This window comes from Pseudomonas tolaasii NCPPB 2192 (genome assembly GCF_002813445.1).
Classification (GTDB): Bacteria; Pseudomonadota; Gammaproteobacteria; order Pseudomonadales; family Pseudomonadaceae; genus Aquipseudomonas; species Aquipseudomonas tolaasii.
In genome coordinates this window covers 2,847,796-2,866,690 of the sequence record NZ_PHHD01000001.1, presented here as the reverse complement: position 1 = coordinate 2,866,690, position 18,895 = coordinate 2,847,796, and the positions used below count along the sequence as shown (strand labels likewise).

General features: G+C 60.1%; 21 protein-coding genes. 8 read left to right on the top strand and 13 right to left on the bottom strand.

Annotated features, from left to right (window positions below; genetic code table 11):
* Positions 1-17: 17 nt before the first annotated feature.
* Positions 18-1,124 carry an NADH:flavin oxidoreductase/NADH oxidase gene (locus tag ATI14_RS13265; protein ID WP_016970814.1) on the bottom strand — a complete coding sequence of 369 codons (1,107 nt, stop codon included), beginning with the start codon at positions 1,122-1,124 and terminating at the stop codon, positions 18-20.
* 123 nt (positions 1,125-1,247) lie between these two features.
* Positions 1,248-3,149 carry a potassium transporter Kup gene (locus ATI14_RS13260; protein WP_016970813.1) on the bottom strand — a complete coding sequence of 634 codons (1,902 nt, stop codon included), beginning with the start codon at positions 3,147-3,149 and terminating at the stop codon, positions 1,248-1,250.
* Positions 3,150-3,438: 289 nt separating this feature from the next.
* Between ATI14_RS13260 and rimO the strand changes: the two genes are divergently transcribed.
* The 5 genes from rimO (at position 3,439) to tsaA (ending at position 7,465) form a co-directional block, all read left to right on the top strand.
* Positions 3,439-4,779 (top strand): 30S ribosomal protein S12 methylthiotransferase RimO, encoded by a 1,341-nt coding sequence (gene rimO / locus ATI14_RS13255; RefSeq protein ID WP_017254931.1) that lies wholly within the window; start codon positions 3,439-3,441, stop codon positions 4,777-4,779.
* A gap of 110 nt (positions 4,780-4,889) precedes the next feature.
* On the top strand, positions 4,890-5,387 hold the full coding sequence (locus ATI14_RS13250; protein ID WP_016970811.1) for a GNAT family N-acetyltransferase: 498 nt from the start codon (positions 4,890-4,892) through the stop codon (positions 5,385-5,387).
* A 138-nt stretch (positions 5,388-5,525) separates the two neighbouring features.
* Complete coding sequence (locus tag ATI14_RS13245; RefSeq protein WP_016970810.1) at positions 5,526-6,236, top strand: rRNA pseudouridine synthase; 711 nt, start codon at positions 5,526-5,528, stop codon at positions 6,234-6,236.
* Between the two features lie 68 nt (positions 6,237-6,304).
* Positions 6,305-6,766 carry a YehS family protein gene (locus tag ATI14_RS13240; RefSeq protein WP_016970809.1) on the top strand — a complete coding sequence of 154 codons (462 nt, stop codon included), beginning with the start codon at positions 6,305-6,307 and terminating at the stop codon, positions 6,764-6,766.
* Positions 6,767-6,769: 3 nt separating this feature from the next.
* On the top strand, positions 6,770-7,465 hold the full coding sequence (gene tsaA / locus ATI14_RS13235; protein ID WP_016970808.1) for a tRNA (N6-threonylcarbamoyladenosine(37)-N6)-methyltransferase TrmO: 696 nt from the start codon (positions 6,770-6,772) through the stop codon (positions 7,463-7,465).
* Positions 7,466-7,616: 151 nt separating this feature from the next.
* On the opposite strand, the gene fpr is transcribed toward tsaA, so the two are convergent.
* Positions 7,617-8,396: a ferredoxin-NADP reductase gene (gene fpr / locus ATI14_RS13230; RefSeq protein WP_003189055.1), complete on the bottom strand. Its 780-nt coding sequence runs from the start codon at positions 8,394-8,396 to the stop codon at positions 7,617-7,619.
* A gap of 123 nt (positions 8,397-8,519) precedes the next feature.
* On the opposite strand from fpr, the gene ATI14_RS13225 reads away from it, so the two are divergent.
* Positions 8,520-9,446, top strand: coding sequence for a LysR family transcriptional regulator (locus ATI14_RS13225; RefSeq protein WP_016970807.1), 927 nt, complete (start codon positions 8,520-8,522; stop codon positions 9,444-9,446).
* 3 nt (positions 9,447-9,449) lie between these two features.
* Here ATI14_RS13225 and ATI14_RS13220 read toward each other — a convergent pair whose 3' ends face one another.
* The 3 genes from ATI14_RS13220 to ATI14_RS13210 form a co-directional block, all read right to left on the bottom strand.
* Entirely contained in the window at positions 9,450-9,812 is a 363-nt protein-coding gene (locus tag ATI14_RS13220) for a diacylglycerol kinase (protein WP_016970806.1), read from the bottom strand.
* 75 nt (positions 9,813-9,887) lie between these two features.
* Entirely contained in the window at positions 9,888-10,538 is a 651-nt protein-coding gene (gene erdR, locus ATI14_RS13215) for a response regulator transcription factor ErdR (RefSeq protein WP_016970805.1), read from the bottom strand.
* Between the two features lie 113 nt (positions 10,539-10,651).
* Positions 10,652-11,371 carry a tRNA-uridine aminocarboxypropyltransferase gene (locus tag ATI14_RS13210; RefSeq protein ID WP_016970804.1) on the bottom strand — a complete coding sequence of 240 codons (720 nt, stop codon included), beginning with the start codon at positions 11,369-11,371 and terminating at the stop codon, positions 10,652-10,654.
* 179 nt (positions 11,372-11,550) lie between these two features.
* Here ATI14_RS13210 and ATI14_RS13205 point away from each other — a divergent pair, with 179 nt between their 5' ends.
* Complete coding sequence (locus tag ATI14_RS13205; protein WP_080520424.1) at positions 11,551-11,991, top strand: PA3611 family quorum-sensing-regulated virulence factor; 441 nt, start codon at positions 11,551-11,553, stop codon at positions 11,989-11,991.
* 380 nt (positions 11,992-12,371) lie between these two features.
* Positions 12,372-13,484: an LOG family protein gene (locus ATI14_RS13200; RefSeq protein ID WP_016970802.1), complete on the top strand. Its 1,113-nt coding sequence runs from the start codon at positions 12,372-12,374 to the stop codon at positions 13,482-13,484.
* Positions 13,485-13,649: 165 nt separating this feature from the next.
* On the opposite strand, the gene recX is transcribed toward ATI14_RS13200, so the two are convergent.
* The 7 genes from recX to ATI14_RS13165 form a co-directional block, all read right to left on the bottom strand.
* Positions 13,650-14,117, bottom strand: a complete 468-nt coding sequence (gene recX, locus ATI14_RS13195; protein ID WP_016970801.1) for a recombination regulator RecX — start codon at positions 14,115-14,117, stop codon at positions 13,650-13,652.
* An 8-nt stretch (positions 14,118-14,125) separates the two neighbouring features.
* Positions 14,126-15,184, bottom strand: coding sequence for a recombinase RecA (gene recA / locus ATI14_RS13190; protein ID WP_016970800.1), 1,059 nt, complete (start codon positions 15,182-15,184; stop codon positions 14,126-14,128).
* Between the two features lie 84 nt (positions 15,185-15,268).
* Positions 15,269-15,769: a CinA family protein gene (locus ATI14_RS13185; protein ID WP_016970799.1), complete on the bottom strand. Its 501-nt coding sequence runs from the start codon at positions 15,767-15,769 to the stop codon at positions 15,269-15,271.
* Between the two features lie 81 nt (positions 15,770-15,850).
* On the bottom strand, positions 15,851-16,342 hold the full coding sequence (locus tag ATI14_RS13180) for a lysis system i-spanin subunit Rz (RefSeq protein ID WP_016970798.1): 492 nt from the start codon (positions 16,340-16,342) through the stop codon (positions 15,851-15,853).
* Entirely contained in the window at positions 16,330-16,887 is a 558-nt protein-coding gene (locus tag ATI14_RS13175) for a glycoside hydrolase family 19 protein (RefSeq protein ID WP_016970797.1), read from the bottom strand. The genes ATI14_RS13180 and ATI14_RS13175 overlap by 13 nt, the downstream gene beginning before the upstream one ends.
* Before the next feature lie 42 nt (positions 16,888-16,929).
* The gene (locus tag ATI14_RS13170) at positions 16,930-17,529 is read right to left on the bottom strand and encodes a tail fiber assembly protein (RefSeq protein WP_031319720.1); all 600 of its coding nucleotides are present in this window, start codon (positions 17,527-17,529) and stop codon (positions 16,930-16,932) included.
* 8 nt (positions 17,530-17,537) lie between these two features.
* Positions 17,538-18,884: a phage tail protein gene (locus ATI14_RS13165; RefSeq protein ID WP_016970795.1), complete on the bottom strand. Its 1,347-nt coding sequence runs from the start codon at positions 18,882-18,884 to the stop codon at positions 17,538-17,540.
* Positions 18,885-18,895: the final 11 nt, after the last annotated feature.

Sequence of the window (18,895 nt, the reverse complement as noted above, 5' to 3'; positions counted from 1 at the left end):
GGACCGGGGTTTGAGGGTCAATCTCTCAGGTCAGACTCATGAATCGGCTGGTCGCGGTGGGTTGCCCGTTGGTATTGCGCCGGCCAAATGGCCTTGCGCCCGCCCAGGTCATCGTCGGCATGCAGCGGCCAATACGGGTCACGCAGCAGTTCGCGGGCGAGGAAAATGATGTCGGCCTGGCAGGTGCGCAAAATATGTTCGGCCTGCGCAGGTTCGGTGATCATGCCGACAGTGCCGGTGGCCATGCCAGACTCCTTGCGCACACGCTCGGCAAAACGCGTCTGGTAGCCGGGGCCGGTGGGGATTTCGGCATTCGCGGCAGTGCCGCCGGAGGACACGTCGATCAAATCCACGCCCAAGTCCTTCAGGCGCCGCGCCAGTTCCACGGTTTCATCGGGGTTCCAGCCATCTTCCACCCAGTCGGTGGCAGACACCCGTACGAACAGCGGCAGCTCCTGCGGCCAGACGTCGCGCACGGCTTTCGTCACCTCCAGCACCAGGCGGATGCGGTTTTCAAACGAGCCGCCATAGTGGTCCTGGCGCTGGTTGCTGATCGGCGAGAGGAATTGATGCAGCAGGTAACCGTGGGCGGCGTGGATTTCCACCACTTCGAAACCCGCGGTCAGGGCGCGTTTGGCGGCGGCGACAAAATCACTGATAACCTGCCGGATTTGCCCTTCATCCAGTTGTTTGGGCTGAGTGTGGTTGGGGTCAAACGCAATCGGCGACGGCCCCACCGGCGTCCAGCCGCCGTCTTGCGGTTTGACGCTGCCGTGCTTGCCGATCCAGGGCCGATGGGTACTGGCCTTGCGCCCGGCGTGGGCCAGTTGAATGCCGGCCACCGCACCTTGGGCGGCAATAAACCGCGTGATGCGTTGCAGCGGCTCGATCTGTTCGTCTTTCCACAGCCCCAGGTCCTGGGCGGTGATGCGGCCATCGGCGGTCACAGCGGTGGCTTCGGTGAAAATCAGCCCGGCGCCCCCCACGGCGCGGCTGCCGAGGTGCACCAGGTGCCAGTCATTGGCCAGGCCATCCTCGGCGGAGTATTGGCACATCGGCGACACGGCAATGCGGTTGAGCAGGGTCAATTGGCGCAGGGTATAGGGTTCGAGCAGCTGACTCATGGCGCACCTCTTCTGGGTCCTGTGGGCACTATTCAAACAGTGCTTAGAGCCTAGTCGACAACGGTGGATCGCACAGAATTCAATTGGAAACGGGAGCCGATTGCCGGCCCCCGTAGCACTCGCTTACATCTCGACCTGGGTGCCCAGTTCGATCACGCGGTTGACCGGCAGCTTGAAGAAGCGCAGGTTGCCGTTGGCGTTTTTCAACATGAAGGCGAACAGCGCTTCACGCCAGCGCGCCATGCCTTTGATGCGCGAGGCGATCACGGTTTCGCGGCTGAGGAAGTAGGTGGTGCGCATCGGACTGAAATCCAGCTCATCCAAGTGGCACAGCTTCAGGGCTTGGGGCACGTCCGGCTCGTCGGCGAAACCGAAGTGCAGGATCACCCGGAAGAAGCCCTCGCCATAAGAATCCACCTCGAAACGGCGTGTGACCGGCACACGCGGAATGTCCTCGTAGACCACCGTCAGCAGCACCACTTGCTCATGCAACACCTGGTTATGCAGCAGGTTGTGCAACAGCGCGTGGGGCACAGCGTCGGGCCGCGCAGTGAGGAACACGGCCGTGCCCTGCACGCGGTGCGGCGGCTGCACGCGGATACTGCCGATAAAGATCGGCAGCGGCAGGCCGCCCTCGTCCAGGCGATCGACCAACAACTGCTTGCCGCGCTTCCAGGTGGTCATCAGCACGAACAGCACAATCCCCGCCAGCACCGGAAAGGCACCGCCCTGGATGATTTTCGGCACATTGGCCGCGAAGTACAGGCCGTCCACCAACAGGCAGCAGACCAGCACCGGCACCGCCAGGATCGGTGGCCATTTCCACAACAGCAACATCACGGCCGACACCAGAATGGTAGTCATCAGCATGGTGCCGGTCACCGCCACGCCATACGCCGACGCCAGGGCGTTGGAGGACTCGAAACCCAGCACCAGCAAAATCACGCCGACCATCAGCGACCAGTTCACCGCACCAATGTAAATCTGGCCCTGCTCGGCGCTGGAAGTGTGCTGAATGTGCATGCGCGGAATGTAACCCAGCTGGATCGCCTGGCGGGTCAAGGAGAACGCGCCGGAAATCACCGCCTGGGAGGCGATCACCGTGGCCAGGGTCGACAGCACCACCAGCGGGATCAGCGCCCAGCTTGGCGCCAGCAGGTAGAACGGGTTGCGCGCGGCTTCCGGGTCGCCCAGCAGCATGGCGCCCTGGCCGAAATAGTTCAGCACCAGCGCCGGCAGCACCAGGATGAACCAGGCACGGGCGATGGGCTTGCGGCCGAAGTGGCCCATGTCGGCATACAGCGCTTCGGCACCGGTCAAGGCCAGCACCACCGCGCCCAGAATCGCCAGGCCAATGCCCGGGTGGCTCTGGAAGAAACGCACGCCCCACATCGGGTTCAGGGCGCTGAGGACTTCAGGGTGCAGGGTGATGCCATACACACCGAGACCACCGAGCACCAAAAACCAGGTGACCATCACCGGCCCGAACAGCTTGCCGATGCGGTCCGTGCCGTGTTTCTGGATCAGAAACAGTGCCACCAGCACGACCAAGGCAATAGGCACCACCCATTTTTCCAGGCCGTCGAACGCCAACTCCAGACCTTCAATGGCTGACAGCACGGAAATCGCCGGGGTGATCATGCTGTCGCCGTAGAACAATGCGGCGCCGCACAGGCCACACACCACCAGGAAACTGCGCAGCTTTTTGCGCTCTCCTGCAGCCCGACGCGCCAGCGCCGTCAGGGCCATGATGCCGCCCTCGCCCTGGTTGTCGGCGCGCAGCACGAACAGCATGTATTTGATCGACACGACCCAGATCAGCGACCAGAAGATCAGCGCCAGAATCCCCAGCACGCCGTCATGGTTGACCTGAACCCCGTAACCGCCAGTGAACACCTCTTTAAGGGTATAGAGCGGGCTGGTACCGATATCGCCGTAAACCACCCCGACCGCCGCCACCAGCATGCCTATCGGCTTTGCGTTGGAATGCTCGGCGCCTGCCGCCTGACTACTTGCCTGACCCATCAACCACTCCTGCCCTTTGACCTGAGGTCTTTTATAAACAGCACGTCTAAGCTGACCCTAGCATGCGCTGTTTTACTTCTCGTAACAGACGTTTTATTGACCTCGGGGTTTCACCCGTGTGCAACGGCGCGAAGCATAGCGCAGCACTCGTCGTATTTCCCTGCATAAAGCTGGTCAAGTGCGTTGCTCGTCGCTAGAATTGCGCACTTTTTGATCAGAGGCGTACCAAACGCCCGGCTACCGCCCTGTCGTGCCCGACTGGCGGCGTCATTCAATACCGAGGTTAGACATGTCCACCACACCCGCGACGGCCAATCCCAAGGTCGGCTTTGTTTCCCTGGGCTGCCCCAAGGCCCTGGTCGATTCCGAACGCATCCTTACGCAACTGCGCATGGAGGGCTACGACGTCGTGTCCACCTACCAGGACGCGGACGTGGTGGTGGTCAACACCTGCGGTTTCATCGACTCGGCCAAGGCTGAATCCCTGGAAGTGATCGGCGAAGCCATCAAGGAAAACGGCAAGGTCATCGTGACCGGCTGCATGGGCGTGGAAGAAGGCAATATCCGCAACGTGCACCCCAGCGTCCTGGCCGTGACCGGCCCGCAGCAGTATGAGCAGGTGGTCAACGCCGTGCACGAGGTGGTGCCGCCGCGTCAGGACCATAACCCGCTGATCGACCTGGTGCCGCCGCAAGGTATCAAGCTGACCCCGCGTCACTACGCCTACCTGAAGATTTCCGAAGGCTGCAACCACAGCTGCAGCTTCTGCATCATTCCGTCGATGCGCGGCAAGCTGGTCAGCCGCCCGGTGGGTGATGTACTGGACGAGGCCCAGCGCCTGGTCAAATCCGGCGTGAAAGAGCTGCTGGTGATCTCCCAGGACACCAGCGCCTACGGCGTCGACGTGAAGTACCGCACCGGCTTCTGGAACGGCGCGCCGGTGAAAACCCGCATGACCGAACTGTGCGAAGCCTTGAGCAGCCTGGGTGTGTGGGTGCGCCTGCACTACGTTTACCCGTACCCGCACGTGGACGAGCTGATCCCGCTGATGGCCGCCGGCAAGATCCTGCCGTACCTGGACATTCCGTTCCAGCACGCCAGCCCGAAAGTCCTGAAAGCCATGAAACGCCCGGCCTTCGAAGACAAGACCCTGGCGCGCATCAAGAACTGGCGCGAGATCTGCCCAGAACTGATCATCCGCTCCACCTTCATCGTCGGCTTCCCTGGCGAAACCGAAGAAGACTTCCAGTACCTGCTGGACTGGCTGACCGAGGCCCAACTGGACCGCGTTGGCTGCTTCCAGTACTCGCCGGTGGAAGGCGCCCCCGCCAACCTGCTGGACCTGGCCGTGGTGCCGGACGACGTCAAGCAGGACCGCTGGGAGCGCTTCATGGCGCACCAGCAGGCCATCAGCTCGGCGCGCCTGCAACTGCGCATCGGCAAGGAAATCGAAGTGCTGATCGACGAAGTCGACGAGCAAGGCGCAGTTGGCCGTTGCTTCTTCGACGCACCGGAGATCGACGGCAACGTGTTTATCGACGATGCCAGCGGTTTGAAGCCGGGTGACAAGGTGTGGTGCACCGTGACCGACGCCGACGAGTACGACTTGTGGGCTGAAAAGCGCGACTGATCCGCAGCCGTGTAATATTTTGAAAAAGCCCCGCCTCTGGACAAGATGCGGGGCTTTTTTCGGTCTATCGTTTGCCCATCGGCGCCAATCATCGGCAGGGGGCAGCGGGCATGCGTCAGCATTCGGTTATCCACACACCCAACGTCAGCGACTACGCGCAGCTGGCGCAAATCTGGGAAGACTCGGTGCGGGCGACCCATGATTTCCTGCCCGAAAGTTACATCCTGTTGCTGAAGAACCTGGTGCTGACCCGCTACCTCGACGCCGTGATGCTGATCTGTACCAAGGACGCGCGCCAGCAGATCACCGGGTTTGCCGGGGTGGCGGCGGGCAAGGTAGAGATGCTGTTCATCGCCCCCAATCACCGGGGCGAAGGCCTGGGACGGCAGTTGTTGTGGTATGCGATTGAGCATTTGAATGCCGACGAGCTGGACGTGAACGAGCAGAACCCGCAGGCGCTGGGGTTTTACTTCAAGCAGGGGTTCGAGGTGATTGGACGCACGGAACATGACGGCCTCGGGCAGCCGTACCCTTTGTTGCACATGCGTTTGCGCTCCCCGGTGGGAGCTGGCTTGCCTGCGATGCGAGCAACTCGGTCATTCAGTTAAACCGAGGTGATGCCACCGCAGGCAAGCCAGCTCCCACACAAGCAGGCACCGATAAAAAGCACCTGCGCCGAAATGGAGCCGGGATTAACCGGCGCCAGGCAGGTACAATAGCCGCCCCCTTTTGTTACGGCCCTTGTCATGACTGACCCCATACGCCTCTCCAAACGCCTTATCGAACTGGTCGGTTGCTCCCGTCGGGAGGCTGAGCTGTTCATCGAAGGCGGCTGGGTCTCGGTGGACGGTGAAGTGATCGACGAGCCGCAGTTCAAGGTCACCACCCAAAAGGTCGAACTCGACCCGGAAGCCAAGGCCACCGCGCCGGAGCCGGTGACCCTCCTGCTGCACGCCCCGGCCGGCGTGGATGCCGAAACGGCCCTGGCCTCGATCAGCGCCGACACCCTGTCGGAGGAACACCGCTTCGGCAAGCGCCCGCTCAAGGGCCATTTCCTGCGCCTGACCGCCAGCGCCGACCTGCAGGCCAAGGCCAGCGGCTTGCTGGTGTTTACCCAGGATTGGAAGATTCTGCGCAAGTTGACCGCCGATGCCGCCAAGATCGAGCAGGAATACGTGGTGGAGGTCGAAGGCGACATGGTTGCCCACGGCCTCAATCGCCTGAACCACGGCCTGACCTACAAAGGCAAAGAGCTGCCGGCGGTCAAAGCCAGCTGGCAAAACGAAAACCGCCTGCGTTTTGCGCTGAAAAACCCGCAACCGGGCGTGATCGCGCTGTTCTGCGAAGCGGTTGGCCTGAAAGTCGTCGCCATCCGTCGTATCCGCATTGGCGGCGTGTCCATCGGCAAGGTGCCGGTTGGCCAATGGCGTTACCTGTCCGGCAAAGAGAAATTCTAAGCCGTACGCCTTTTCTCGACACCGCCTGGATGGGCGGTGTCCTCAGTTGAATACCAGGATTGCCCACCATGATTCACAACGACGTACTGCGCAGCGTGCGCTACATGCTCGACATCAGCGACAACAAGATGGTCGAGATCATCAAGCTCGGCGGCATGGACGTAACCAAGGAAGACCTGCTGACTTACCTCAAGAAAGACGAAGAAGAAGGCTTCGTGTTCTGCCCGGACGAAGTCATGGCGCACTTCCTGGACGGCCTGGTGATCTTCAAGCGCGGCAAGGACGAAAGCCGTCCGCCGCAGCCGATCGAAACACCAGTGACCAATAACATCATCCTCAAAAAGCTGCGCGTGGCCTTCGAGCTGAAGGAAGACGACATGCACGCCATTCTCAAGGCCGCCGAGTTCCCGGTGTCCAAGCCGGAGCTGAGCGCGCTGTTCCGCAAGTTCGGCCACACCAACTATCGCCCGTGCGGCGACCAGTTGCTGCGTAACTTCCTCAAGGGCCTGACCCTGCGGGTGCGTACGTAAGCCATGGGTTACAACGTCTCGCCCGTCGGGTTCGTGCGTTCCTGCTTCAAGGAAAAGTTCGCCATCCCGCGCCAACCGCAACTGGCGCCCGCAGCCCGTGGCGTGCTGGAGCTGGTGGCGCCGTTCGACGGTGGCGAGGCGGTGCAGGGGCTGGAGCAGGTCAGCCATGTGTGGTTGCTGTTTTTGTTCCATGAAGCCCTGGAAGACAAGCCGCGCCTGAAAGTGCGCCCGCCGCGTCTGGGGGGCAACACGTCCATGGGCGTGTTTGCCACCCGTGCCACTCATCGCCCCAACGGCATCGGCCAGTCCGTGGTGAAGCTGGACAAGGTGGAACCGGGCAGATTGTGGGTTTCCGGGATTGATCTGCTTGATGGCACGCCGGTGCTGGATATCAAACCCTACGTGCCGTACGCCGACATCATCGATACCGCAACCAATGAGATGGCCAGCGGTGCGCCGCAGCTGATTCCGGTGCAGTGGCTTAAGACCGCCCTGCTACAGGCACAAGGCCACGCGCAGCGCCTGGGTGAGCCACTGGTGGAATTGATTGATCAGTGCCTGGCACAGGACCCGCGCCCGGCGTATCAGACGCCTGGGCCTGAACGCGAGTATGGCGTGCGGTTTTGGGATGTGGAGGTGCGTTGGCACTATCCCGAGGCGGGGGTGATTTGTGTGCTGGAAGTGATCGCAGCCAAGTAAAAGCCGAAAACAACTGTGGGAGCTGCTTGTGTGGGAGCTGGCTTGCCTGCGATTGCGGTGGTTCAGTCACTGATGTGCTGAATGACACACTGCTATCGCAGGCAAGCCAGCTCCCACACAAGCCAGCTCCCACAACTTTTTGTATCGGTGTTTATTTTTCGACGAATGCGCGTTCGATCAGGTAATCACCCGGCTCACGCATGCGCGGCGAAACTTTCAGGCCGAAGCTGTTCAATACTTCACTGGTCTCGTCCAGCATGCTCGGGCTGCCGCACAGCATGGCGCGGTCGTCTTCAGGGTTGATCGGCGGCAGGCCGATGTCACTGAAAAGCTTGCCGCTGCGCATCAGGTCGGTCAAACGGCCTTCATTTTCGAACGGCTCGCGGGTCACGGTCGGGTAGTAAATCAACTTGTCACGCAGGGCCTCGCCGAAGAATTCGTTCTGCGGCAGGTGCTCGGTGATGAATTCGCGGTAGGCGACTTCGTTGACGTAACGCACGCCGTGGCACAGGATCACTTTTTCAAAGCGCTCGTAGGTTTCCGGGTCCTGGATCACGCTCATAAATGGCGCCAGGCCAGTGCCGGTGCTGAGCAGGTACAGGTGTTTGCCCGGCTTCAAATCGTCAAGCACCAGGGTGCCTGTCGGTTTTTTGCTGATGATGATCTCGTCGCCTTCCTTCAAGTGCTGCAATTGGGAAGTCAGCGGGCCATCTGGCACCTTGATGCTGAAGAACTCCAGATGCTCTTCCCAGTTCGGACTGGCAATGGAGTAAGCACGCATGAGCGGGCGGCCGTTGGGCTGTTGCAGGCCGATCATCACGAACTGACCGTTCTCGAAGCGCAGGCCCGGGTCGCGGGTGCACTTGAAGCTGAACAGTGTGTCGTTCCAGTGATGAACACTGAGGACACGTTCGTGGTTCATGTTGCTCATGTACGGGGAACTCCTGGAAATGGGTCTGCGCCAAATGTAGTTGCGCAATTGCACAGCATTCTAATGGCGGCGACAATATCTGTTAACTGGATTATTAAGATAAGGGTTATCGGTTATATCGATATGCGATTTACTCTCCGTCAACTGCAAGTCTTCGTCGCCGTCGCCCAGCAGGAAAGCGTCTCGCGCGCTGCTGGCCTTCTGGCCTTGTCTCAATCCGCCGCCAGCACCTCGATCACCGAGCTGGAGCGCCAATCCAGCTGTCAGTTATTCGACCGCGCGGGCAAGCGCCTGAGCCTCAATGCCCTGGGTCATCAACTGCTGCCCCAGGCGGTGGCGTTGCTGGACCAGGCCAAAGAGATTGAGGATTTGCTTAATGGCAAGTCCGGCTTCGGCTCGCTGGCGGTGGGCGCCACCCTGACCATCGGCAACTATTTGGCCACGCTGCTGATCGGTAGCTTCATGCAGCAGCACCCGGAGAGCCAGGTGAAGCTGCATGTGCAGAACACTGCGCATATCGTGCACCAAGTGGCCCACTATGAAATTGACCTGGGTCTAATCGAAGGCGACTGCAGCCACCCGGACATCGAAGTGCAAACCTGGGTGGAAGATGAACTGGTGGTGTTTTGCGCCCCGCAGCATCACTTGGCCAAACGTGGCGTGGCGAGCATGGACGAGTTGACCCATGAAGCGTGGATCCTGCGGGAACAAGGCTCGGGCACCCGGCTGACGTTTGACCAAGCCATGCGCCATCACCGCAGCGCGCTGAACATACGCCTTGAGTTGGAACACACCGAAGCGATCAAACGGGCGGTGGAGTCAGGCTTGGGGATTGGCTGCATTTCCCGACTGGCGCTGCGCGACGCGTTCCGCCGTGGCAGCCTGGTGCCGGTGGAAACCCCGGACCTGGACCTGGCCCGGCAGTTTTACTTCATCTGGCATAAGCAAAAGTACCAGACCTCAGCAATGCGCGAGTTCCTGGACCTGTGCCGCGCCTTCACCGCCGGGGTTCAGCGCAGCGACGAAATCGTGCTGCCGAACATCGCCTGATCGTCAGACCAGGATAACGGCCCAAACCAGGGTGATCATGGTCAGCGCAACCAATTGCGCAGCGCTGCCCATGTCCTTGGCGTTTTTCGAGAGCGGATGACGGTCCAGGGAAATCCGGTCAATCGCCGCCTCCACTGCCGAGTTGAGCAATTCAACGATCAGGGCCAGCAAGCACACTGCAATCAGCAAAGCGCGTTCGACACGGCTGACGTGCAGAAAAAAACTCAGCGGGATCAGGATGACGTTCAGCAACACCAACTGGCGGAATGCCGCCTCGCCGGTGAAAGCTGCGCGCAGGCCATCCAGGGAATAGCCCCCTGCATTGAAGATACGTTTGATACCGGTTTGACCCTTGAAAGGCGACATAGATGTAGGCAACTGAACCAAAGGAGTGGGGAAGCTAGTTCACGCAAAGTCAAAAAAGCGTGAATCGGAAACATCTTAATGCTGCGAAATTGACTCAAGTTGTTGCAAGAGCAGCGCTGCCTGGGTGCGAGTACGCACGCCCAGCTTGCGGAAAATCGCGGTCACATGGGCCTTGATGGTCGCTTCCGACACATTCAGCTCGTACGCAATCTGCTTGTTCAACAAGCCTTCGCACACCATGGTCAGCACGCGGAACTGTTGCGGCGTCAGGCTGGCAAGACCATCACGGGCGGCCTTGGCTTCGTCGGACACGTTGATTTCTTCAAATGCTTGCGGCGGCCAGGACACATCGCCATCAAGCACCATGCGCACGGCGTTCTGGATAGCTTCGATGCCACTGGACTTGGGAATGAAGCCGCTGGCGCCGAACTCCTTGGAGCGCACCACCACGTCAGCCTCTTCCTGGGCCGAGACCATCACCACCGGGATCTGCGGGTACTGCCCGCGCAACAGCACCAAACCGGAAAAACCGTAGGCACCGGGCATATTCAGGTCCAGCAACACCAGGTCCCAGTCGGATTTCTCGGTGAGGCGCGCCTCCAGTTCGGCAATGCTGGCCACTTCGACCAGACGCACGTCCGGGCCCAGGCCCAGGGTTACAGCCTGATGCAGAGCGCTGCGAAACAGCGGGTGGTCATCAGCTATCAGGATGTCGTATGTGGCCATTGATTAAATGATCCTGTTTTTATGGGCGCCCCGGAGGGGGAGATCAAGCACTGCGCCCGTGGACATTTTAGCGGGATGTGCGGCTACGGTGCCATCATGCAAACGTCGTCTGGCTATAACGCCGGAATATAAGGTGCGAGACGAGTATGCACCTCATCCGCCAGGTCCAGAGGCATCTGAAACTTGGCGGCCAGGTAATGAGTGCTGAAGACATCGAGGTAGGCGTCCAGCACTTCGCTGGCAGCCTGGTCGTCAGCCAGTTCCAGGCACAAAGCGGCGACTTCGGCGGTACAAAAATGGTCATCGCGCTTGGAGCGGCGCAGTTTGTAACGCGACAACTGTTCAGGCGCCAGGCTCAGCACCGGCAGATGCTCCAGATACGGGCTTTTGCGGAACATTTTGCGCGCTTCACTCCACGTGCCGTCCAGCAGGATGAACAGCGGACGCCTGCCCTCTCCCACGCTTACGTCACTGACAACACGCTGCGGCGCAACAAATTCGCCGGGGAACACGATGTAAGGCTGCCATTGCGGGTCGGCGAGCACGGCGAGCAAGTCGGGGTCGACTTCGGTGCGCGACCAGGCAAATGCAGTGGTGTCGTCGATCACGTCGGCAATCAGCCAGCCGGTGTTGCTGGGTTTCATGGGCTCGACGTCGTGCATTAACAGGCACATGGCAGAACGCGCCGGCACTTTTGGGCGCCAGGCGCACAGGCAGTACTCTGGGATCACCCGGCAGCCGGGGCAGCGCTCGGCACGCGAACCGCGATTGAGGAACGGCCGCACGGCCCGGGCCAGGCGCTGGGTGCGCAAACGGGAGACGGCGTGACTCATCGGATGCACCGCGAGCAGGAGTCAATCGACACAGAAAAAACTCGAACAAGGCTTAAGTGGCCGCAGTTTACCAGCGATACGCCTGGCTGTAGTGGCGAAGGGTCACCTATAATTGCGCGCCACTGAACGCACAGCGCAGTGGCTGGTCTATGCACCAGTAACCGAATCAGGAGAGTTTCATGCTGCGTTCCATGCTGCGCCTTGTCGTTCCGTCCGTCGCCCTCGCGCTGGTAGTGCCCATGAGCGCCCAGGCGGCCTCGCTGCTGGAGGCCCAAATGAACCGCAAACTGCAAAGCGTCGCGGCTGAAAGCAACAAGGACCTGCCCCGGGAAATCGATGAGAAAACCCTGGAAGTTGCCTACACCGTTGAAGGCATGCAGCTGATCGACCACCTGAGCGTGCAGCCGGATCGTGCTGAACAGATGCGCGCCAACCCCAAGGCCGTGTATTTCCAGCTGGGCCAGAGTGTGTGCCTGAACAAGGGTTATCGCGAGCTGATGGCCAAAGGTGCGGTGATGCGCTACGACATCACCGAGAACAAGATCAACCGCCCTGTGGCGTCCGTCAAGTTCGTGGAAGCCGATTGCCCGGCTCCCGCTGCCGCCAAGAAGAAAAAGTAACCTCCGCTTTATTCCCGCGCGCCGCTGTCCGGCGGTGCGCGCATGCCCCCGCTCCCTTTGCCCGCCGACCACTAAACTGCCTGATGTGTGAGCAATAACCGGTTGCCAGCCATAGGTTTTTCGGCTCATGATCAAGCCATCCCGGTAACCCGTCGACAGCGTTTTTCACGCCGTTCTGTAACATTTTCAGGGCAAAAGAGGGTTGCCCTCCTGCGACACGCAGTGCAAAGGTTTCCAAATCACGAGGAACATACAGAGCCCGCTTTGCCGTTTGGCGAACATCGTGCAACGCCCTAAGGCATGCAGCGACACAAGCAGTGTCGTGGCCCCGGACGAATCTCTCGCCTGCGGCCCGGCCTCTGTGAAGAAGGAGAAGTTGAATGCCTTACGAATCGAATGACCGTCTGCTCCAGCATTTTGAACAAAACGGCACTGACCTCACGCAGCAGGTCGACGCACAACTTCAGCTCATCGCCCCCAATAGCCCGAACCTCCCCCTTTATCGCGACATGATCCTTACCGTTCTGCGCATGGCGCAGGACGACCGCAACCGCTGGAACGCCAAAATCACCCTGCAGGCGATCCGCGAACTGGATAATGCTTTCCGTGTGCTGGAACAGTTCAAGGACCGCCGCAAGGTGACGGTATTCGGCTCCGCGCGCACACCGGTTGAAAGCCCGCTGTACGCGCTGGCCCGCGAGGTTGGCGCGATGCTGGCCAAATCCGACCTGATGGTGATCACCGGTGGGGGCGGCGGCATCATGGCCGCGGCCCACGAAGGTGCGGGCCTGGAGCACAGTCTGGGCTTCAACATCACGCTGCCATTCGAGCAGCACGCCAACCCGACCATCGACGGCACCGGGAACCTGCTGTCCTTCCATTTCTTCTTTACCCGCAAGCTGTTCTTCGTCAAGGAAGCCGACGCACTGGTGCTTTGCCCGGGAGGCTTCGGCACTTTGGATGAAGCGCTGGAGGTACTGACACTGATCCAGACCGGCAAAAGCCCGCTGGTACCGGTGGTATTGCTGGATGCGCCCGGCGGTGGATTCTGGCAAGGCGCGCTGGACTTTATCCGCAGCCAGCTGGAAGCCAACCGCTACATCTTGCCCACCGACCTCAAACTGGTGCGGCTTGTGCACAGCGCTGAAGAAGCCGTGGATGAAATCAACAGGTTCTACGCCAACTTCCACTCCACGCGCTGGCTGAAGCGTGAGTTTGTGGTGCGCATGAATCACCCGCTCAGCGAGCATGCACTGGCGCATTTGCAGGGCGAGTTTGCGAGTTTGCGTGTGAGTGGGGAGTTTCAACAACTCGCGTACACGGGCGAAGAACATGATGAACCAAGGTTCAGCCATTTGACGCGATTGGTGTTCAATTTCAACGGCCGTGATCAAGGCCGGCTGCGTGAGTTGGTGGATTACATCAACCTGCCGGAAAACTGGGCTCAGGCTCAGGGCAAGGCTCAGCAGCGAGTCGCGCCGCAACCGGCCTGAGTTTTTTAAGGCCCAAAAAAAAGGCCCACTATTTTCATAGTGGGCCTTTCTATTTGTGTTGATTTTGGTTGTGTTGATTCTGGTTCTGATGAGTCTGCGAAGTGGGGCCGCTTCGCAGCCCAGCGGGAGCAAGCTCCCTCGCCACAAAAGGGCCCGCCTCTGTTTTTAATCGTCCAGATCGCGACCACTCAAGAGCCGGCTGATCATGTCCATCGAAAACCCGCGATAACTCAAAAAGCGTCCTTGCTTCGCTCGCTCCTTGGCATCTATCGGGAGGTGGCCAGAGAACTTGCGGCGCCAGGTGTCTTCAAGCTGCGATTGCCAACTGATGCCACACTCACGCAAAGCAAGGTCGATATCCGCGCGTTGCAGGCCGCGCTGGCTCAGCTCTTCGCGAATTCGCGCTGGGCCGTAACCGGAGCGGGCTCGGTAGGAGACAAAGCTTTCGAGGTAACGGGCTTCCGACAACAGCCCCTCTTCCGTTAAACGGTCGAGGGCTGTTTCGATCATTTCGGGCTCCGCGCCGCGCTGACGCAGTTTACGCGTCAGCTCGACTCGACCATGCTCGCGGCGAGCGAGCAGGTCCATTGCGGTGCGCCGAACAGCGACGAGTGTATCCAGTACAACGGTCATCGTTTGCTTCAGATGTCAGTGTCGACTTCTTCCATCTCGTCAACCGGCTCACGGTTGGCGGCCGCTTTCACGTCTGGCGCTGCAGTCAGCAGCTTGTCGCGAATCTGCTTCTCAAGCGTGGCTGCGATGTCCGGGTTGTCCGCCAGGAACTTGGCCGAGTTGGCCTTGCCCTGACCGATCTTGCTGCCGTTGTAGGCATACCAGGCACCGGATTTCTCGACAAAACCGTGCAGCACGCCCAGGTCGATCATCTCACCGTTCAGGTAGATACCCTTGCCGTAGAGAATCTGGAATTCGGCCTGACGGAATGGCGGGGCCACCTTGTTCTTCACGACTTTAACGCGGGTTTCGCTGCCCACCACCTCGTCACCTTCCTTCACCGCGCCAGTACGGCGGATATCCAGACGGACCGAAGCGTAGAACTTCAACGCGTTACCACCCGTGGTGGTTTCCGGGCTGCCGAACATCACGCCGATCTTCATGCGGATCTGGTTGATGAAGATCACCAGGCAGTTGGCATTCTTGATGTTACCGGTGATTTTACGCAGCGCCTGGGACATCAGACGGGCTTGCAGGCCAACGTGCATGTCACCCATTTCGCCTTCGATTTCAGCCTTCGGTACCAGGGCTGCCACGGAGTCGACCACGATCACGTCGATGGCGTTGGAGCGCACCAGCATGTCGGTGATTTCCAGGGCTTGCTCACCGGTGTCCGGCTGGGAAACCAGCAGGTCGTCAACGTTGACGCCCAGCTTGCCGGCGTACTCTGGGTCCAGGGCGTGCTCGGCATCGACGAACGCGCAAGTGGCGCCCATTTTTTGTGCCTGGGCAATCACCGACAGGGTCAGGGTCGTTTTACCGGAAGATTCAGGACCATAGATTTCAACGATACGGCCTTTTGGCAGGCCGCCAATGCCGAGCGCGATGTCCAGACCCAGAGAGCCCGTGGAAATAGCCGGGATCGCCTGACGGTCGTGATCGCCCATACGCATTACGGCACCCTTGCCGAATTGACGTTCGATCTGACCCAGGGCCGCAGCCAAGGCTTTCTTCTTGTTGTCGTCCATTAAAGTCCTCACGTAATCAATAAGGCCTGGTCGGCCAACACCTGTATAAGTAGACAGTATTGTTCCACAAAGATCCGGGATCGCCTACCCCTGATTTTCGATTTCTGCTGCAGCTCGTCGCAACAAACCCTCCAGCGCGGCCTTTACCGTTTGTCGGCGGACCTCGTCGCGGTTGCCGGTGAAGTGCGCCCGCTCGGCCGTCACGTTCTCGCCCACGCCAAATGCCAACCATACGGTGCCCACCGGTTTGTCGGGCGAACCACCGTCCGGCCCGGCCACACCGCTGACCGCCACGGCAAAGCGCGCGAGGCTTTTTTCCTGCGCGCCGCGCACCATTGCTTCCACCACTTCCTGGCTGACTGCGCCGACTTTGGCGAACAGCTCTTCAGGCACACCCAACTGCCGGGTTTTCTGCCGATTGGAATAGGTGACGTAACCAGCCTCAAACCAGGCCGAACTCCCCGGAATGCGCGTAATGGCTTCGGCAATACCGCCGCCGGTGCAGGATTCGGCCGTGGTGACATGGGCATTGAGCACTTGCAGACGGCGACCCAGTTCAGCGGCCAGTTGAGTGATTTCCTTCACGGTCGTCTCCAGGAAAGGGCGGGGGTTCGCCTACCCTACAGGAGCAATTTGCACACGCAAGAACAGACTTGAATCAAGACGCTAACGGGCGACGGCGTGCACGTAAGCCTGACACGCACGCAAGGCGATCACGGCATTATCACCGTCGTCGGTGATGCCGATAATTCGTTGAGCATGCGCCGGGTCAAGTCGGGCTCGCGCGGCTGCATGAACCACGCCGCCGGCGGTGGTGGCGGCTGGCATTGCACAACCGCCGCCGGGGTCGCCGGCGTCAAGAAGGACTGACAACCGCACATCAGCAGTGGCCAGACGGTCACGCAGAGCAGCCTGATTACGCTGAGCATCGTTCAACTCCTGAGTATGTTGCCGGTCGCTGGCATCGAGCTGCTGCTCCAGCGCCAGCCGTTTGTTTTGCGCCAATTGCTGCTGATGCAAGGCAAACGCGCTTTGCTGGCTGAGCGCCTGCGCTTGAGCAACCGTTTGCCGCTCAAGTTGCGCGCCATAACGCCAGGCCTGCACCTGCCACACCACGGCCAGCAACAAGCAAACAGCCAGCGCGCCTACGTAACGCATAACACCGCCTTGGCCCGGGCCCAAAGTTGCAAACGGTGGTCCAGGCCATTGAGCCCGCCATTGATACGCCGGGTGATGGTGCTGAATTGGTCCTTGTCGGCCAGCTCATTCAGACCGTTGCTTTGCCAGAACCAGGCCGCCGACTCACAGGCCCATTGCGGTTGCTCAAGCAGTTCCGGTTGTTGCAACAGACGGTCATCACCAAACAGCGCCTGGCTGCACGCCAAGTAGTTGCGCCGGCCCGTAATCTGAATCAGCCCTCGGCCCCGGTACTTCTGGCCGTCGCCGTCGGCTTCGGGGGAGTTGCCCAGGCGTGCGGCCAGGGCTCCGGTGTCGTATTTGCTCAGGTATTGGTCACTGCCCAGTTCGCGTACGTAGCGCAGTTCACCTGACTCATGGCCAATCTGGGCAATAAAGGCAGCAACGCGTGCCCCAGAGGTAATGTTGCGATGAAGCATGGCGGCGTTGAGTGCAGTGACAAAAACGCCCGCTTGAGTGCGGGCGTTGGGCAATATTTGCGCAAGTTCGTTTTGGGTTATCGCCACGAGACCTACTCCGGGTTCAACACCGCATGTGCGGTGCGGGGTTTATTGAACAAGGTCGGCCATCCAGACAGGCCGGATTGGACGAGAAGCTGATGCCGGAAAATCCGGGCTTTGCGGCCAATCACGCAGTTGCTGAAGATAGGCAAGCAATTGGGCAAATTGCGCCTGCGTCAACGTGGTCGCTCGCTTCAGGTCAGACTCGTCCCGATGACGTTCACGCAGCCATTTTGCGCTGTCGATTTGCGTGTCCCGCCACTGCCGCTCGGCTTCAGCCGATTGCGTAATTTTCGCCGCCTCATCGAGTCGCCACGTTGTACCGTCCCAAATATGGTCAGCCCCGGGGCGCTCCAATGGGGTCAATTCAGCCGGCAATTCGCCCAACTGTTGCCATTGAATTTGTTCACCGGTGTCCGTTCGATAAACCGTGCCACGCCAGTCCGGCACAAGTGTCCAGGCCTCAGCGGCGCCTTTCACGTGAATGGCAGCAAAGCCAGGTTCCGCATGGGGCGGCGCGTCACGCAAAGCCATGGCGGGAATGAGCCAGGAGCCCGCGACCATCGGGTCGGGATCTGCCACGGCAGTCCCCATGAATTCTCCGGTCACCGGATGTGCCTGATAAATAACAGGAGCAGATGTCGTCATGATTGACCTCAATACTTGATGCACATAAGACGAGAAGTGTTGCGCGGGCGCGTTTCACTGCTGGTTCGAGGCGTGCCATGGACGCCGTTGGTAACAGGGTCGCCGGTACTGCCGATATTGAAAGTGGCGTTGGCCCCGCCGCCGACCCCGTTCCAGTTACCGGGGCTGCCGTTCAACGAAGTGCCTGGGCGCGGCCCGTGCCAGTGGCCCTGCATCGAATCAAGTTGCAGGGAGCCAAGCGCTCGTTGTGGGTCAACGCCGCGACCGTCATCGAGACCTCGAATGAACTCACCACGGCTATCCGGCAAATTAAACGTAGTGGAGCCATCTCCCGCACCGTAAAAAGTACCGATGGCGGCAAAGAGCCGGGCGTAGACGGAACGGGAGACCTCCGCGCCGTTTTCCTTCAGAAAACCGCTGGGTACCGAAGGGCCTGCGTATTGGATGGTCGTGCCCACAGGCAAGAAGTCGCCGGACTTGAGGTTTCCGTCATGCCACAGCCTGCGAGTCGGGTTCCATTTACCGTTGTTATCGCAGCCACGCACCAGAATGGTTGTCTCGGAATTTCCCTGCTGAAACGCCAGTTGCCCGGCGTAATTGCCATTGCCATAAGGGATATTGACCAGCCCCAAATATTGGCCAAAGCTTGAATTCCCTTCGCCAAAAAAATAGAACCCCCCTGGCAGCCCGACGGTATCAATCGCGGCCGATGCCGCGATGTTGCCGCCTAGCCCGTATTGCCCAACCGTCAGGGCGTCGGTAATTCCATACCCCGCCAGCGTAGTGGCCTTGTCCGCTTTACTGGCCGGGTTGAAGTTCGCGTCGTGCCACAACATTCTCCAACTGCCCGTACCGTCTTCCGCCAACCTGCGGACGCCGTACCATTCACTGGTAACGCTCGACATAAGATCAAACCCATACCCACCACCCGGGTACTTGATATGCAGCCCTGCGCCATAAGACACGGTCGCAGGTCGGTCGGTCGTTGCGTCAGCGACCGTAACAAACTGGCTGGCGGGAAGATCAGCAACCTTGCCCCGTACCACGGCAGCGCTGCTGAGCAAACCGCCGGCTCCGGCCGGCATGGCATCCGTAATCCCATACCCCGCCAGCGTCGTCGGCTTGTTTTTCAACTTCAACCAATCACTCAACACACTCAATGCCTGGGCAAGTTGGTCGGTCTTCGTCTCATCCGGCGCAATCCCCGCCGCCGCCAGCACATTCAAAATCTCCTGCGTAACCCCGTTCCCCCAGCTCGCCGGCACCAGGCTGCCTGGCGTTCCGGTTATCGGGTTTTCGTCCACAAACTTGCCATTCACCAGCCCAACGCTGGGTACGCTCTTTGGATAGTCCATTCTTTTATTCC